The organism is Pseudomonas sp. ICMP 561 (assembly GCF_002699985.1).
In the GTDB taxonomy this organism is placed as follows: domain Bacteria; phylum Pseudomonadota; class Gammaproteobacteria; order Pseudomonadales; family Pseudomonadaceae; genus Aquipseudomonas; species Aquipseudomonas quasicaspiana.
On sequence record NZ_LKBT01000017.1, the window covers coordinates 14,926 to 29,397 of the forward strand.

The 14,472-nt window shown below is 53.4% G+C and carries 12 protein-coding genes and 1 pseudogene; 6 read left to right on the plus strand and 7 right to left on the minus strand.

The features are described from left to right. The first annotated feature begins 129 nt into the window (after positions 1 to 129). The 5 genes and pseudogenes from AO242_RS14695 to AO242_RS30195 all read left to right on the plus strand — a co-directional run bounded on the left by AO242_RS14695 (position 130) and on the right by AO242_RS30195 (position 6,387). Positions 130 to 810, plus strand: a complete 681-nt coding sequence (locus AO242_RS14695; protein ID WP_099269288.1) for a class I SAM-dependent methyltransferase — start codon at positions 130 to 132, stop codon at positions 808 to 810. 116 nt (positions 811 to 926) lie between these two features. Then, positions 927 to 2,855 (plus strand): LTA synthase family protein, encoded by a 1,929-nt coding sequence (locus tag AO242_RS14700; RefSeq protein WP_099269289.1) that lies wholly within the window; start codon positions 927 to 929, stop codon positions 2,853 to 2,855. A gap of 837 nt (positions 2,856 to 3,692) precedes the next feature. After that, positions 3,693 to 4,451 (plus strand): COG4705 family protein, encoded by a 759-nt coding sequence (locus AO242_RS14705; RefSeq protein WP_099269290.1) that lies wholly within the window; start codon positions 3,693 to 3,695, stop codon positions 4,449 to 4,451. Positions 4,452 to 4,752: 301 nt separating this feature from the next. Beyond that, a pseudogene (locus AO242_RS30190) lies at positions 4,753 to 5,529 on the plus strand (MCP four helix bundle domain-containing protein); the annotation flags it as partial. Beyond that, entirely contained in the window at positions 5,524 to 6,387 is an 864-nt protein-coding gene (locus AO242_RS30195; RefSeq protein ID WP_373562224.1) for a methyl-accepting chemotaxis protein, read from the plus strand. The pseudogene AO242_RS30190 and the gene AO242_RS30195, both read left to right, overlap by 6 nt. Positions 6,388 to 6,615: 228 nt before the next feature. Here the strand turns inward: AO242_RS30195 and arsH are convergent, their stop codons facing one another. The 7 genes from arsH to AO242_RS14745 all read right to left on the minus strand — a co-directional run bounded on the left by arsH (position 6,616) and on the right by AO242_RS14745 (position 13,109). Next, positions 6,616 to 7,350 (minus strand): arsenical resistance protein ArsH, encoded by a 735-nt coding sequence (gene arsH / locus AO242_RS14715; protein WP_099269292.1) that lies wholly within the window; start codon positions 7,348 to 7,350, stop codon positions 6,616 to 6,618. Then, entirely contained in the window at positions 7,350 to 7,820 is a 471-nt protein-coding gene (locus tag AO242_RS14720; RefSeq protein ID WP_099269293.1) for an arsenate reductase ArsC, read from the minus strand. Before AO242_RS14720 ends, arsH begins: the two co-directional genes overlap by 1 nt. 9 nt (positions 7,821 to 7,829) lie before the next feature. After that, positions 7,830 to 9,119: an arsenic transporter gene (locus tag AO242_RS14725; protein WP_099269294.1), complete on the minus strand. Its 1,290-nt coding sequence runs from the start codon at positions 9,117 to 9,119 to the stop codon at positions 7,830 to 7,832. Between the two features lie 22 nt (positions 9,120 to 9,141). Then, positions 9,142 to 9,492 carry a metalloregulator ArsR/SmtB family transcription factor gene (locus AO242_RS14730; protein ID WP_099269295.1) on the minus strand — a complete coding sequence of 117 codons (351 nt, stop codon included), beginning with the start codon at positions 9,490 to 9,492 and terminating at the stop codon, positions 9,142 to 9,144. Between the two features lie 487 nt (positions 9,493 to 9,979). After that, positions 9,980 to 10,828, minus strand: a complete 849-nt coding sequence (locus AO242_RS14735; RefSeq protein WP_176560628.1) for a TIR domain-containing protein — start codon at positions 10,826 to 10,828, stop codon at positions 9,980 to 9,982. 200 nt (positions 10,829 to 11,028) lie between these two features. After that, positions 11,029 to 12,318: an MFS transporter gene (locus tag AO242_RS14740; protein ID WP_373562223.1), complete on the minus strand. Its 1,290-nt coding sequence runs from the start codon at positions 12,316 to 12,318 to the stop codon at positions 11,029 to 11,031. Between the two features lie 113 nt (positions 12,319 to 12,431). Then, positions 12,432 to 13,109, minus strand: a complete 678-nt coding sequence (locus tag AO242_RS14745; RefSeq protein ID WP_099269296.1) for an RraA family protein — start codon at positions 13,107 to 13,109, stop codon at positions 12,432 to 12,434. Positions 13,110 to 13,446: 337 nt separating this feature from the next. Here AO242_RS14745 and AO242_RS14750 point away from each other — a divergent pair, with 337 nt between their 5' ends. Beyond that, positions 13,447 to 14,424: a hydroxyacid dehydrogenase gene (locus AO242_RS14750; RefSeq protein WP_099269297.1), complete on the plus strand. Its 978-nt coding sequence runs from the start codon at positions 13,447 to 13,449 to the stop codon at positions 14,422 to 14,424. Positions 14,425 to 14,472: the final 48 nt, after the last annotated feature.

The following is a 14,472-nucleotide window of genomic DNA, read 5'->3' on the forward strand; positions in this document are numbered from 1 at the left end:
AGATATCAACATCGCGTGCGTTTGAGTTGGTCCTGTATCGTGAGCCTTTTCTCGGAAATTTGACAACTCATTGACCTCTTCGTGACACCGCCATGAATAGCCTGTACGTCTAATCAGTGGAGGGTGCGCATGAGCGGGCCAGTGAAACTCAAGTTTTCCGAGAAATACGATAGCGATCACGCAAACCAGTATTTCTTAAAGCATCAGGATGGCATAGCGCGAAAGCTGTCGCATTACCGTGACGAACAGATGGCGCGGGACGCCTTACAGAAGGCTGGTGAGCCGGGTCTCGTTCTAGACCTACCGTGCGGCGCTGGTCGTTTTTGGCAAGTGTTGGCTGAAAAGCCCAATCGAATCATCATCGGGGCTGACAACTCGCCCGACATGATTGAAGCGGCGTTTAAAAATCAACCCACTCAAGTCGTCAATCGGGTTAAAGCTCTTCAGACATCTGCTTTTGATATCGACCTGCCTGACAGCTCTGTCGATAGCATCTTTAGTATGCGTCTGATCCATCACATCGGAGAAGCCGAGCATCGGCTTGCAATGCTGCGAGAATTCCACCGTGTCACTCGAGAAACAGTGATTTTATCAACGTGGGTAGACGGAAACTTCAAATCTTGGAGACGTAAGCGCCACGAACAGAAGCGGAAAGCACAGGGTAAACAAGGAGACTATCAAAATCGTTTTGTAATTCCTCGGGAGGTTGCCGAAGCTGAGTTTTTGGAGGCCGGTTTCAGGATCGAGGATAAATCTGACTTTATCCCCTTTTATGCGATGTGGCGAGTCTACGTCCTGCGCAAAATCTGAATATTGCAGTAACAAGAAAGGTGGACTATCTTGGTTAAGCAACTGGAAAAAATTAGTCATCTCAAAGGGCTGAGAGACTTTGGAGCACTCGACTATATCGAGATAAAGGAATTAAAATGAAATTCAGGATGTCTGCTCCACTGCATTATCTATCACTTCTGTTGGCCAGCTGGCTAGCCGTATTCTTTATAACCCGCTGCATACTATGGCTTACACATTTTGACGATGCTGACGGTGGCGCCGCCGCAATGATCGTATCAGGCTTCTTCTACGATATTGTGTTTCTTGTGTATGCAATTTTGCCGCTAGGTCTCTACCTACTGATATGTCCTCCATCTCTGTGGCGTACAAAAGGCCATCGCTGGTTTTTACAGGGGGTTATGACGCTTAGCCTGTTTGTAATGTTGTTTGTTGCGACCGCCGAGTGGTTATTCTGGGATGAATTTGGGGTGCGCTTTAATTTCATCGCCGTAGACTATCTTGTTTACTCAGATGAGGTGCTCAACAACATTTTAGAATCTTACCCAGTAGCCAAACTGCTGAGCGCAGTCGTAGTCATTGCAATTATCCTGAGTATTGTGCTGAGCAAGCTGGTTAAAAAGTCGCTCAATTCAAGTCTTCCCGATTGGCGGAGTCGACTGGTAACGATTTGCGTGTTGGTCGTGATGGCTGCGGGCGCCATGCAGTTTGTGGATCAGGACACTCTTCGGGGGAACGGGGGCAACGCTTACCAAAACGAACTGGCTAGCAATGGGCCTTATCAGTTCTTCGCTGCATTCAGGAATAACGAGCTCGATTACCAGCAGTTCTACGCGACCCTGCCCAAGGACGAGGCTGCGCGCCTCATTCGTGCGGAGCTGAGTGAACCTAATGTCGTGTTCAACGGCAGCGACCCACTTGATCCAAGGCGCTCAATCAGGAGTTCCGACAAGGTTCGTACGCCTAATATTATTTTGGTCACGATAGAAAGCCTAAGTGCAAAATACCTTGGTAGCAACGGCGATACGCGAGGCCTCACGCCATATCTGGATGAGCTACGCAAGCAAAGTCTGTATTTCAACAACTTTTACGCCACCGGTACTCGTACTGATCGCGGGCTTGAGGCTATTACATTGTCCATGCCCCCGACACCTGGACGTTCCATTGTTAAGCGTGTGGGGCGCGAAAGTGGCTTTGCCAGTCTTGGGCAGCAGCTGTCAGCTGTAGGCTACGACTCAGTCTTCGTTTACGGCGGTCGCGGCTATTTCGATAACATGAATGCGTTCTTCAGCGGGAATGGCTATCGGGTGGTCGATCAGACCAGTGTGGATGAGTCACAGATTCACTTCAAAAATGCATGGGGCATGGCAGACGAAGATCTTTACGCTCAAGCACTAGGTCTTGCTGATGATGATCACGCCAAGAAACGACCTTTCCTGCTCCAGCTTATGACGACCTCCAACCATCGGCCCTACACCTACCCAGACGGTAAGATTGATATCAAATCGGGTAAAGGCCGAGATGGAGCTGTGAAGTACACCGATTACGCCATCGGAAAATTCCTGGCTACTGCCAGAACAAAGCCTTGGTTCGATAACACCATTTTCGTCTTTGTTGCAGACCATACTGCGGGCAGTGCAGGCAAGGAGGACTTGCCAATAGATAACTACCAGATCCCGTTGTTTATCTATGCGCCCAAGATGATTGATGCCAGAGAAACCGCACAGTTAGCCAGTCAAATCGATCTGGCGCCGACATTGCTGGGTCTGTTACATATGAGCTATCAATCGACGTTTTTTGGGCGTGATTTGCTTCAGAACAGTCAATTACCTCCGCGAGTGCTAGTCGGAAACTACCAGCATCTAGGGCTTTTTGATGGTAAGGATTTAGCCATACTCAGCCCGCGCCAGGGGCTGAGACGTCACGATCAAGCGCTGGGAAAAAGTCTCGAATCTCGGTCCGCGACATCAGATCCGCTGATTGATCGAGCAATCGCTTACTACCAGACTGCCAGTTATGGGTTCCGGGAGCGATTACTCAGCTGGATTCCCCCAGCAAAGCAGTAGTCACAGTTTTTAGTGGAAGGCCACATCGGGTCTGGGCGGACATAGAGAGCTTGTCCGCCTGGCTCTAGAATGGGTACAACGCCGCGCTGGCTCTTGGCCTCAGGTGGCTTAGGCCTTGCAAATTTGGCTGTCAGCTCTGGCGGGCAGAAGTCCTCAATAAGCAGAGCTGAATTATCGAGAGGGCCGCCAGTTTGTCAAAAAACCGATTTCAACTCCCCCTACAGATATCAGTCAACGTCGGACTGATGCCAATGAGGTCGTCTTTAAATTAGACACGAATAGCAATGAACGTATCCGCACTCTCCTCAGTGCTTACGGCCTACGTATCAGTTTGATTCGACTTAAAGTCATGAATTCGCTATTAGGCACCACCGTTGATGGGCATAGTAGAACGGCCTATGAGGTATACGGTTACCTTCACAAATCCTCAAACGAGCTAACCTTCGTCAGTGTACGCAATGCACTCAAGCGTCTTGATGATGAAGGTATCGTTATCACGACAACCGATAAGGGCTACCTTTTAAGTGATTTCGCTTTGGCTTATATGCTGCAAACTGGGGATGATTAACGCATAAGGCTGGCAGGGTACCGAACCCTTTCCTCTGTTAGCATTCGCCGCGAGTTCCGATCAGCGTAAAAGCTGACCTCTAAACGGCCACGAACAGATGCTTCTCAGGCCAATTCCTAAATCCCTCACACCCATCGCTTCTTGACCAAAAGTTAATGACCTTTTTTTCATGTCCATCCCACAAATATTCGACATATATATTGTGATCATAAACCCAGAGGGCTACTACCATCAGCCCGCACCATCAGTTCATCCTCCAGGGTTTTGAAATGAATAAACTACCCCAGATCACGCTCGCGTTTTGGATAATGAAAATTTGTGCTACCACGCTCGGTGAAACTGCTGGCGACTTACTGTCCATGACCCTGGATGTTGGTTATGCCATGAGCTCACTAATTCTCATAAGCGTCTTTGTAGTGACTCTGTTCACGCAGCTCGCCAGTAAGCGCTATCACCCAACCCTCTATTGGATCGTAATCTTGTCTACCAGCACTGCTGGCACCACTATCTCTGACTTTATGGATCGCACGTTGGGCCTGGGTTACGCAACGGGTTCGGCGATTTTGATCGCAGTGCTGTTGGCCATTTTCTCCGTATGGTACTTGAGCGAAAAATCATTGTCGGTTAACCGTATCACCTCACTCAAAGGGGAGCTTTTTTACTGGTTTGCGATTCTGTTTTCCAACACTCTAGGCACGGCCCTAGGCGATTTCCTGGCAGATGATTCAGGTTTAGGTTTCATGGGGGGCGCGCTTCTTGTGGGTAGTGCTATCGCCATCGTTGCCGTCTTGCATTACACAACACGACTATCTTCCGTTGCGCTGTTCTGGATCGCTTTTGTACTGACCCGACCTTTCGGTGCGACGCTTGGAGACGTGCTGACCAAGCCATACTCAAAAGGTGGTCTAGACTTCGGTACTGTAGGCTCTTCAGCGGTATTGCTGGGTATCCTTCTTTTCATGATTTTAGCTGCGACCCTGTACAACCGGAAAGAAACACCTACCCATGATCAGCTTACTGAACGTTGAGATGGCTAGGATCGAACTTCAACCGTAGCTTGACGTAGACCTGCGAACGCTGGGGGCTGTATTAACTCGGGCATGGCCAAGATTTGTTCATCTCAAGTGACCGTTGGGGCCTGGTATTGGACCTGTACGCGTTGAATACTGCATCTTGGCAAGTAAAGCTATTGTCATGGTTAGTACCGCAACCTAGGTCTAACACTTTAGTTATAAGAATATTGATTACTTTTAAACGTTTTTCCGTACGCAACGCGTATGCGTTGAGCCTTAAGCCTATCCATGATTACGTGAGAGCCTGCCAATGTCCATGTTTCTGAATCTAAAGCTCAAATCAAAGCTGCTTTCTGCTTTTGGCCTTTGCGCGGCGATCACTGTCGGCGTCGCGGTGTTAGGGCAGTCAGGCATCTCACGCATGTATGATCAGCTGCAAAGCACCGTCAATAATAGTCTTGTATCCATTCAGAAGGCTGACTCGGTAAAGGCCAACGCGATAGCGACTAACCGGGACTTGTTCAGAGCCATAGGCCTCGCGTTGCGCAAGTCAGGTCCTGAAGAGGTCAACGCCGCTATTTCGTCTTTCCGGGAAAATAGCGCACAGGCAGAACAAGATTTCAAAACCTATCGAGCAACTCCTCTTGAGGCTGATGAGCGAGCTGCGGGTGATGATTTCGAGCGTGATTGGCCAGCCTATATCTCCGCAGCTGAAAACGTATTCGCGTTGCTTGAAAAAGGCGATGTAGATCAGGCGATTAAGCTTGCAGATGACAGCGTGACGCCGGCGTATCGTAAGACCATTGGCGAAGTTAAAGTCATAATTGACTCCAATGCTCGACAAGCGTTTGAGCTAGCTACATCAGCGCAGGATATTCACGAGCAAGTGACGTGGGCACTCATTATTGGAGGGCTTTTAGCTGCCGCGGCAGCAACAGGTCTAGGCCTCCTTGTCACACGCATGATCACTCGACCGCTCTACCAATCAGTGCAAACCGCGACTCTTATTGCTCAGGGTGACCTGACTAAAGATATCTCTTCGGGGAGTGAGGATGAGACGGGGCAGTTGCTGAGAGCATTGTCCAATATGCAGCGCGATTTGAAAGGTACTGTGCAGCAGATCGCCAACGCATCTGATCAGTTGGCTTCTGCCGCCGAAGAGTTAACCGCAGTCACTGAAGACAGCACTCGTGGGCTTGTTCGCCAAAATGATGAAATTCAGCAAGCTGCAACCGCAGTGAATCAGATGACCGCCGCCGTTGAGGAGGTTGCTCGTAACGCAGCCAGCACTTCCCAAGTATCGAGCCAGACGGCAGAGGATGCGATCAAGGGTCAACATCAAGTACAGCAGGCAGTGATTGCCATGAACACGATGGCAGTGGATATCAATGATTCCACGCAGCGAGTCGAGACGCTGGCAAGCCAGATTCGCGACATTACCAAGGTTTTGGATGTGATTCGCGGTATCGCTGAGCAGACCAATCTGTTAGCCCTCAACGCAGCCATTGAAGCGGCAAGGGCAGGCGAGCAAGGAAGAGGCTTCGCGGTCGTAGCTGATGAAGTTCGGGCATTGGCACACCGCACTCAAGCTTCTACAGGCGAAATAGAGGCGATGATCAAGATCGTGCGGGCAGGCGCTGATGACGCCGTACAATCGATGGGGAAAAGCCAATCCATGGCTCAAAGCACGCAGTTGCTGGCAACTGAAGCGGGAAATGCTCTAGAACGAATCAGCGCCGGCGTCAGCCAAATAAACGAGCGTAATCTGGTGATCGCCAGTGCGGCAGAAGAGCAGGCTCAGGTAGCCCGTGAGGTGGACCGTAATCTCGTGAACATTCAGGACCTATCAACCCAAACGTCCGATGGAGCTAATCAAACCAATGCTTCCAGCCAGGAGCTGTCACGCCTGGCAATTTCGTTCAATATAATGGTTGGAAAGTTCAAGCTCTGAAGAAACGAATTGCTCATCTGTGGCGACCCTGAGGTACATCTCACTTAGAGTCGCTGAAAGCGTGATAGCTTTTGGCATGGACCGCGACCAAATGGATGATGATCCCGTCTTGATCTCATGCAGATGCCAAGCAACCCAAGAAGCCAGATCTTCAGCATGCCCATGGGATGGCATTACGAAAGAACTTGTGGCGGGCGTGAGCCATGCATCCTCTATCCCCTTGGTGGCTCAAATCGATCTTTGATTGACTCGTTTCGAGAGTGCCTCGGTGCTTTCCTTTCGCTCCGAGTAGCGGTCTACCAGATACGTTTCCCGGCCCCGAACCATCAGCGTGAACTTCATCAATTCCTCCATCACATCCACCACACGGTCGTAGTAGGCCGATGGCTTCATACGCCCTGCGTCGTCGAACTCCAGGAAGGCCTTGGGTACTGACGACTGGTTTGGGATGGTGATCATCCGCATCCAGCGCCCGAGAATTCGCAGCTGATTTACCGTGTTGAACGACTGTGATCCACCGCAGACCTGCATGACGGCCAGGGTCTTGCCCTGGCTGGGCCGGACAGCGCCCATCGTGAGCGGAATCCAATCGATTTGGGCTTTGAATACAGCAGACATCGCGCCGTGACGCTCCGGCGAACACCAAACCTGTCCCTCTGACCACAGAACCAGATCCCGCAGCTCTTTAACCTTTGGATGGTTTTCCGGAGCGTCATCAGGGAGAGGCAGACCCGAGGGATCAAAGATCACGGCCTCGGCTCCCATTAGAGTCAGGATGCGCGCGGCCTCCTGGGTCAGTAGCCTGCTGAAAGAGCGCTCACGGTTTGAGCCATACAGCAATAACATGCGCGGCTTGTGCGTCAATTGCTCGTTGCCTTGCAGGCGATCCAGTGTGGCGACGTCGATTAGCGACTGATCCAGATTAGGTAGATCCAGACTGCTTTCCGAGGAAAATTCGTCCATTACAGTTCACCTATTCGATCTAGCTCGCGCTTCAGTTCCTGCGGTGTGAGCGCTGAATGATCCAAGCTGAAGAATGCTTCGAAACGCTTTTTAATCTGGACGACGGTTGCGTCAAATGCGGCCTGGATTTCGCTGTCTGATCCTTTAACATCGGAAGGATCGGCAAGCCCCCAGTGGCTTTTGACAGAGGGTCCAAAATAGACCGGGCAGGGTTCGCCTCCAGCCTTGTCACACACGGTGATCACCACATCCGGCGGCAAATCAGAGAACACTTCTGAACCTTTGCTGTAGAGGTCTGAGGTATCGATGCCCAGCGCTTGCAGCGTGCTGACGGCGCGGGGATTCAGCTGTCCACTAGGGAAGCTGCCTGAACTGACGGCAGTAAAACCGCTCGGGGCCAGGTGGTTGAACAACCCCTCCGAGAGAACGCTTCGGCAGCTGTTTGCCGTACACATAAATAGCACTTTCATGGGTTTCTCCTAGGCAGGGATGCTCAGCCGCAACGCCAGTGCCACTAGCGTTACCAGCAAGATAGGAAGGGTGAGGATGCTGCCGACTTTGAAGTAGTAGCCCCAGGTGATGCGGATATTTTTCTGCGCCAGAACATGCAGCCACAGCAGCGTGGCCAGGCTTCCGATGGGCGTGATCTTTGGCCCGAGATCGCAACCGATGACGTTGGCGTAGATCATGGCCTCACGCACCAGTCCCGTAGCGTCGCTGCCCTGGATGGATAGAGCGCCTATGAGCACACTCGGCATGTTGTTCATTATCGAGGACAGCAACGCAGCGGTAATGCCGGTGCCCAATGTGGCGGCCCACACACCATGCTCAGAAAATATGTTCAGTAACGCCGAGAGCGAGTCGGTGAGTCCGGCATTGCGCAGGCCATAGACCACCAGATACATACCCAGAGAAAACACGACGATTTGCCAGGGCGCGTGCTTGATGACCTTTCTCGTGGAGATGATGTGGCCTTTTCCGGCGATGACCAGCAGGATTACCGCACACGTAGCAGCAACGGCGCTGATGGGGATGCCCAGCGGCTCCAGTGCGAACAGGCCAAGCAGCAGCAGGCCAAGTACCCACCAGCCAGCAATGAATGTCGCCCGGTCACGAATCACTGCATCTGGGGCTTCAAGCTGATTAGCGTCGTACTGGGCGGGAATGTCCTTGCGATAGAACATCCAGAGCATGAACAGCGTCGCGGCCACCGCCACCAGGTTTACCGGCCACATCACTGAGGCGTACTCACCAAAACCCACGCCAAAAAAGTCTGCCGAAACGATATTTACCAGATTGGACACCACCATCGGCAGACTGGCGGTATCAGCGATGAAGCCTGCGGCCATCACGAATGCCAGGGTCGATGCCGGACTAAAGCGCAGCGCTGTCAGCATCGCGATGACGATTGGGGTCAGAATCAGTGCGGCTCCATCATTGGCGAACAGTGCCGAAACGGCTGCACCGAGCAGGATCATCAGCGCAAACAGGCGTCCACCTTTGCCCTGACCCCAGCGAGCCACATGCAGCGCCGCCCACTTGAAGAATCCCGCTTCATCGAGCAACAAACTGATGATGATCACAGCAATGAAGGTCGCGGTAGCGTTCCAGACGATGTGCCACACAACCGGCACATCCCCCAGACTTACGACGCCAGTCAGTAGTGCCAGAACGGCACCCGCTGCCGCGCTCCAGCCGACACCTAACCCCTTGGGTTGCCAGATAACAAAGACGAGCGTAACTACGAAAATCGATGCTGCGATGAGCATGGGTATGTTCCAGGTCAGGAGGTCAGCAGCAGGAGGCTTGGCGCACGGGTCTGTCTTCCATGGAGGCCAGCCGTCCTTGATGGTCGTTAACCCAGGACTGGTATGCCTGCGTAGTGACGTTCAGAACATCCAGTGCCCACTGTTCAAGCTCGGGATGCAGGCGGTAGTAAACCCACTGACCCTGCCTGCGATCCGCTAGTAATCCGCAGGCACGCAGCTGGGCCAAGTGCCTCGAAACCTTCGACTGGTTATCGTCCAGTGCCCAGATCAACTCGCACACGCACAGCTCACCCTCAGCCGAAAGCATGAGCATGATCCGAGCGCGGGTCTCGTCCCCCAGGCATTTGAAGAATGTGTGTGGTGCAAGGCTCATAAGCAATTGCTCCGTATATGTGAATAATCGAATATGCAGATGTAACCACATTCAGCCTGCTTTCACAAATGCCCAGCGATGGGAATTGATGATCCTGGTATCAATGCTCGCGGGTCGCAAGAGGTGGCGATACGGCGGGAGTAGCGCTGGCCAGCCTGCATGTGATCAGAGGTTGGGGGCAGAGGAACTGTCGCCAGATGCAGTATTGGAGTCAGTACGCTAAGCGTAATGGCTGGATAGCCGTAAGCGTCCGGCTGGTCACCTGCGATGCCCCAGCATTGAGGGCAATGGTGTTCGCGTGAATATAATCGGACGCGATATCCCTTATCGCCATAACTATTAATGCGCTAAAAGAAAGCCTTACCCCAAACCGTTATAGGCCCAAGTCATCCGGGAGTGCATGTAGCTCTGAGCGACGATTTCCCGATGCTGTGGACGCCAGCGTCGAGGGGATGTGCACTAGGGCGCTATGTAAGGCCCACTTCATCTACCACTTGTTGATCAGGTATCCACAGCTCCGAAGCTCCTTGACCACTTCGGCTTTCCAGGCTCCGGCTGGATCCAGATCGACGTACACCACGCCGCTGATGTCGTTCGGTGTCTCGATGTCACCCTTTTTGAGAGCACACACGTTCTCCCGGCCAAGCTTGCCCATCAAGTATCCGTGCTCAAAAACCACATTCTGACGCGCTCGATTCTTTGGCTGTTGCTTAGTTTCGCTCACGCCGCGTCCCAGATCGCAGGGCGTGTAAAGCACCAGTGCGAAGTCGGCGTCATTTGCGTAGTGCTCAATCTTTTCGATGATGGTCTTTCCGCCGCTAGCCTGCTCATGCAGCACTATCGCCTTAAGATCCAATGACTCAATGAATCGGCTTACGTCATGCTTCGCCTCGTTGTCTCGGCCGTGAACAATGAAAACATTACGCTTGTTTCTGGGGGCAGGCGCGGTCGGACTGGTAGTAATTGCCGCCCCGAAATGACTTACCCCACCGGGGAAAATGCTCTTGCTACTCGGCGTTGAAGTCGCGGTCGGGGTCGGGGCTACGCCTGGAAACTCTAAGGCATCCAGTAGCGGTGTGAACTCAGCAGACAAGAAGTCTCGTCTCTCGGCATAGCTGCGGAACTTCGGTTGAATGAAGTTCCAAAACGAGTCGAGATTACTGTGCACCTTCAGCCACGACGGAAGAAAGGCCGCAATTGTCGAGTCTCGCAGAAGCATCTGCCGCAGTTGCTGGAACTCGATTTCGCTTGCGGGCTTTCCTGTGGCGCGGGTGGTGAGCAGATTCAGCAGGTAGCTGACCCGCTCATAGTTATTGTTTAGAAACTCCAAACTCATTTGGCAAGCCCTAGCAATGGCGCTGCGCGCCAGGTTCCGTGTCTGGTCACACAGGTTACCTACCCTGAGCGATGGCCATTTGACAGCGATCCTAAGCGGCTGTGGCCACAAAATCAATGTCACGCTGGGCCCAACCGCGCTTTCGGTCTAGTGACGTTGCCGAAGCAAAGAGATGGTCAGATGCGAATGCAAACAGGTGGTCAGTTGGAATGCAAATGACTGGTCAGAGGGAATGGAATTGGGTGGTCAGATGCTGGGGTATTTTCCAGTCTGGTCTCAAGCTGCCAGTTGATGAAGCAGTAGAGCAGCAACGCTATGCCTGCAAACGCCAGTGTCCATTGCGCACCAATGACCGCAGCCACTGTCCCGGCCAGCAGCCCGCCGATGGCCTCGAAACCAAAGCGCATGGCGATATAGAAGGCGACGATTCTGCCGCGCAATTTCTCCGGCGCCTGGGTCTGCAGCAGCATGTTGCTACTGACGTTGCTGACGGTAATGCCAAAACCCAGTAGCGCCAAGGTGAGCAGGGCCAGCCACAGAGGGGCGCTCAATCCCATGATGCAGAGCGCGAGTGCACACAATAAAGCGCCGGTATCAATGATCCTGCGCGGTTTACGCAGTGGGCTGGTGAAGGCCAGAAACAAGGTGGCAGCGAAGGCGCCCGCGCCGGCTGCGCCCCATAGCCAGCCCAGGGTCTGAGCATTCCCGGCAAAAACGTCCCTGGCCAGAATGGGCAGCAGCACGGTGTAGCAGGAGGCAAGCAGGTTGACCATGATCACACTTAGCAACAGCCGTCTGATGGTCAGTGTGGTCCACAGGTATCTCAGACCTTCCTGAAAGATTTCCCGGGTGGAGCCTTGAGCGCGTGGGGTCGGAGTGCCGCGTACCTTGAGCAGGCCGATCAGCAGCATGGCAAACGCAAAGGCTGTGAGCAGGAAACAGCCGGCTTCTCCGCTCCAGGCAATTAGCAGCCCTGCCAGCGGCGGGCCGACGAAACGCGCTGCGTTGATCAGCATCGCATTCAGCACCAGGGCGTTTGGCAAGTCCGACGGATCTGTCACGAAGCTGCCAATCAACGCCTGGCGCAAAGGTGTCTCGAATGCGTTCAACAGACCCAACAACAACGCCATGGCTATGATTGATTCGCTGTTTATCCAGTTGCCCCAGGTCAGGATCGCCAGGCAGAGCGACTGCACGGCAAGCATCGACTGAACGATGATCAACAAGCGTCGCTTGTCATGGCGATCGGTCCAGGCCCCGGCGAGAGGACCGATCAGCAATTGCGGTACCAATGTCAGGAAGGTGATTGCACCGAGCAGGAGTGGCGAGGAAGTCAGGTGGTAGGCAAGCCAGGCGAGGGCGACCTGTTGCACCCATTTGCCCAATGTCGAGACGGCTTGCCCGGCGAAATAAATCTGGAAATTTTTGTGCTTGAGGGCACGAATCGGAGCAGGCCAGTGCCGAGGTTTTGGTCGCGAGGGAGTGTTCACTTTCTGCCTTTTTTCCTGAGCCAACGCGCGTGCTGTCTGGCACGCTCATCTGCACAAGCATAAATGAATGAGCGACAGTCGGGGCGATCAGGTGCTGACTGCCCCATGGGCATTCAGGACGGGAGTTCGCAGCCTTTTTCAATCAGCGATGCCAGAACCCATGAGCGGTCATTTTCACCCAGGGCTATTTGCTGGAGCTGCTTCTGCTCAGCGGCATGCTTGGCGTGAGCGCGTCCATGGACGCTTTCTACCTGATCGTAGGGCACGCACAGCAAGCCATCGTCATCACCTATGACCAGATCCCCCGGCTCGATCACCATGCCGTCGATGGCAATGGGGACGTGGATCTCTCCCGGGCCATCCTTGTAAGGGCCGCGGTGTGTGACCCCGGCCGCGAACAGCGGGAAGTCACCGGCGCCGATACTCGCAGCGTCCCTGATAGCGCCATTGATGACGATGCCTGCCACGCCTTTTTTGATTGCATACGCGACCATCATCTCGCCAATCAGGGCGTTGCTCAGATCCCCGCCAGCGTCCACAACGATTACGTCACCCGGTTGGGCAATGTCGATTGCGTAATGCAGCATCAAATTGTCGCCGGGCCGGGCCTTGACGGTCAGTGCCGGTCCGACAAGCACACCTTGCCGATGCATGGCACGCAGACGCGCACCGCCCGCTGTCATGCGATTCATGGAGTCACTGATGTTTGCGACAGGAACGTCGCGATAACGCTCGACCCATTCTGCGCTGACTTTTCGGGTGTGGGGCAGAACTCTGAATCCGATGGACATTCGGCATTCCTCTGATGATTTCTTGTAGGCCACCGACTTTGATTATCGGCGTATTACAAAAATAGAATGCCATTTCATAAAACTCAACACTTTTAAAATATAGTGCGGGTTTTGGTCGGTTTCAGATCCATCTTGCGAGGAGCTTAAAAGACAGATTAGCAATGTTTACTGGGTTTATTTCGCGGTTTGCGTCCGCTTTTTTGAAATTAAGGTCTTAGGTTGGCGTTTTCCATTATTTTTATTGCAACGCCATTTCATTATGGTATGTTTTTGCCAGGCCGCACTTTCGAACTGACGGCACAACAACGCACTCACACAAAAAATCCAAGGTGTGCACATGACCCGAACCATCCTTCTGACTGGTCCTCAACTGACGCCCGACGCTATGGCATTCGCCGCCTCGAAGGGCGTTCAGGTGATCCCGACCACACCCTATGCGCCCGCCGCCGAACTGCTGCAGATCATCACTGCCCACCAACCCGATGCGATTATTGTCCGGCAAGGCAATCTCACCCGGGAGATGATGGCTGCGTCCTCAAAACTCTCGATCATTGCGAAACATGGCGTCGGCTTTGACACCATTGATATCGCTGGCGCCGCGGAGCTGAAAATTCCGGTCACCATTGCGATGGGCGCGAACGCGCAGTCAGTGGCAGAGCATGCATTTGCCCTGATGTTCAGCGTCGCACGGCAGACCGCATTACTTGATGCGCGCATGCGAGACGGCCACTGGGACAAAGCCACTGCCAATGGCATCGAGCTGTCCGGGAAAACCCTTGGGCTAGTAGGGCTGGGCTCCATCGGGCGCATCCTTCTGGATCTGGTCACCCCCTTGCGGATGAAGGTGAAGATTTATGATCCGTACCTGGCTCGTCTCCCTGAGTTGCCGAACGTCGAGCGCGTCACCGACTTCAATGAGCTACTGCGGGACAGTGATGTCATCAGCCTGCATTGCCCGTTAACGGAAGAGAATCGCAACCTGTTCGGTGCCGAACAGTTTGCCCGCATGCGCCCTGGCAGCATCCTGATCAATACGGCTCGCGGTGAGTTGATTAATACCGAGGCGCTGGTCCAGGCGCTTGGCGAACGACGTATTTTCGGTGCCGGTCTGGACACCTTCCATCCCGAACCGCCAGCAGCGGACAGTCCGTTGTGGGGGCTGCCATCGCTGGTTGCCACACCCCATGTCGGAGCCAATACCGCAGAGTCCAGAGACAGGGTCGGCCTTTTGGTCGCTCAGCAAATCATCGGGTTCTGGGAGGGTGTGCCGCCGGAGCCCCGTTCAGTGGTCAATCGTCACCTTCTAGACAATTGACAGGCCAGCGTTAAATGTCCTTTCGACATTTAGCGTTTTGATATCAGA

Excerpts from the sequence above, each read along its gene's own strand:
- AO242_RS14695 (WP_099269288.1), top strand. The coding sequence starts at position 130 with ATGAGCGGGCCAGTGAAACTCAAGTTTTCCGAGAAATACGATAGCGAT.
- AO242_RS14745 (WP_099269296.1), bottom strand. The coding sequence starts at position 13,109 with ATGTCCATCGGATTCAGAGTTCTGCCCCACACCCGAAAAGTCAGCGCA.
- AO242_RS14750 (WP_099269297.1), top strand. The coding sequence starts at position 13,447 with ATGACCCGAACCATCCTTCTGACTGGTCCTCAACTGACGCCCGACGCT.
- AO242_RS14730 (WP_099269295.1), bottom strand. The coding sequence starts at position 9,492 with ATGAGCCTTGCACCACACACATTCTTCAAATGCCTGGGGGACGAGACC.
- AO242_RS14720 (WP_099269293.1), bottom strand. The coding sequence starts at position 7,820 with ATGAAAGTGCTATTTATGTGTACGGCAAACAGCTGCCGAAGCGTTCTC.
- AO242_RS30195 (WP_373562224.1), top strand. The coding sequence starts at position 5,524 with ATGCAGCGCGATTTGAAAGGTACTGTGCAGCAGATCGCCAACGCATCT.
- AO242_RS14705 (WP_099269290.1), top strand. The coding sequence starts at position 3,693 with ATGAATAAACTACCCCAGATCACGCTCGCGTTTTGGATAATGAAAATT.
- arsH (WP_099269292.1), bottom strand. The coding sequence starts at position 7,350 with ATGGACGAATTTTCCTCGGAAAGCAGTCTGGATCTACCTAATCTGGAT.
- AO242_RS14725 (WP_099269294.1), bottom strand. The coding sequence starts at position 9,119 with ATGCTCATCGCAGCATCGATTTTCGTAGTTACGCTCGTCTTTGTTATC.
- AO242_RS14735 (WP_176560628.1), bottom strand. The coding sequence starts at position 10,828 with ATGAGTTTGGAGTTTCTAAACAATAACTATGAGCGGGTCAGCTACCTG.
- AO242_RS14700 (WP_099269289.1), top strand. The coding sequence starts at position 927 with ATGAAATTCAGGATGTCTGCTCCACTGCATTATCTATCACTTCTGTTG.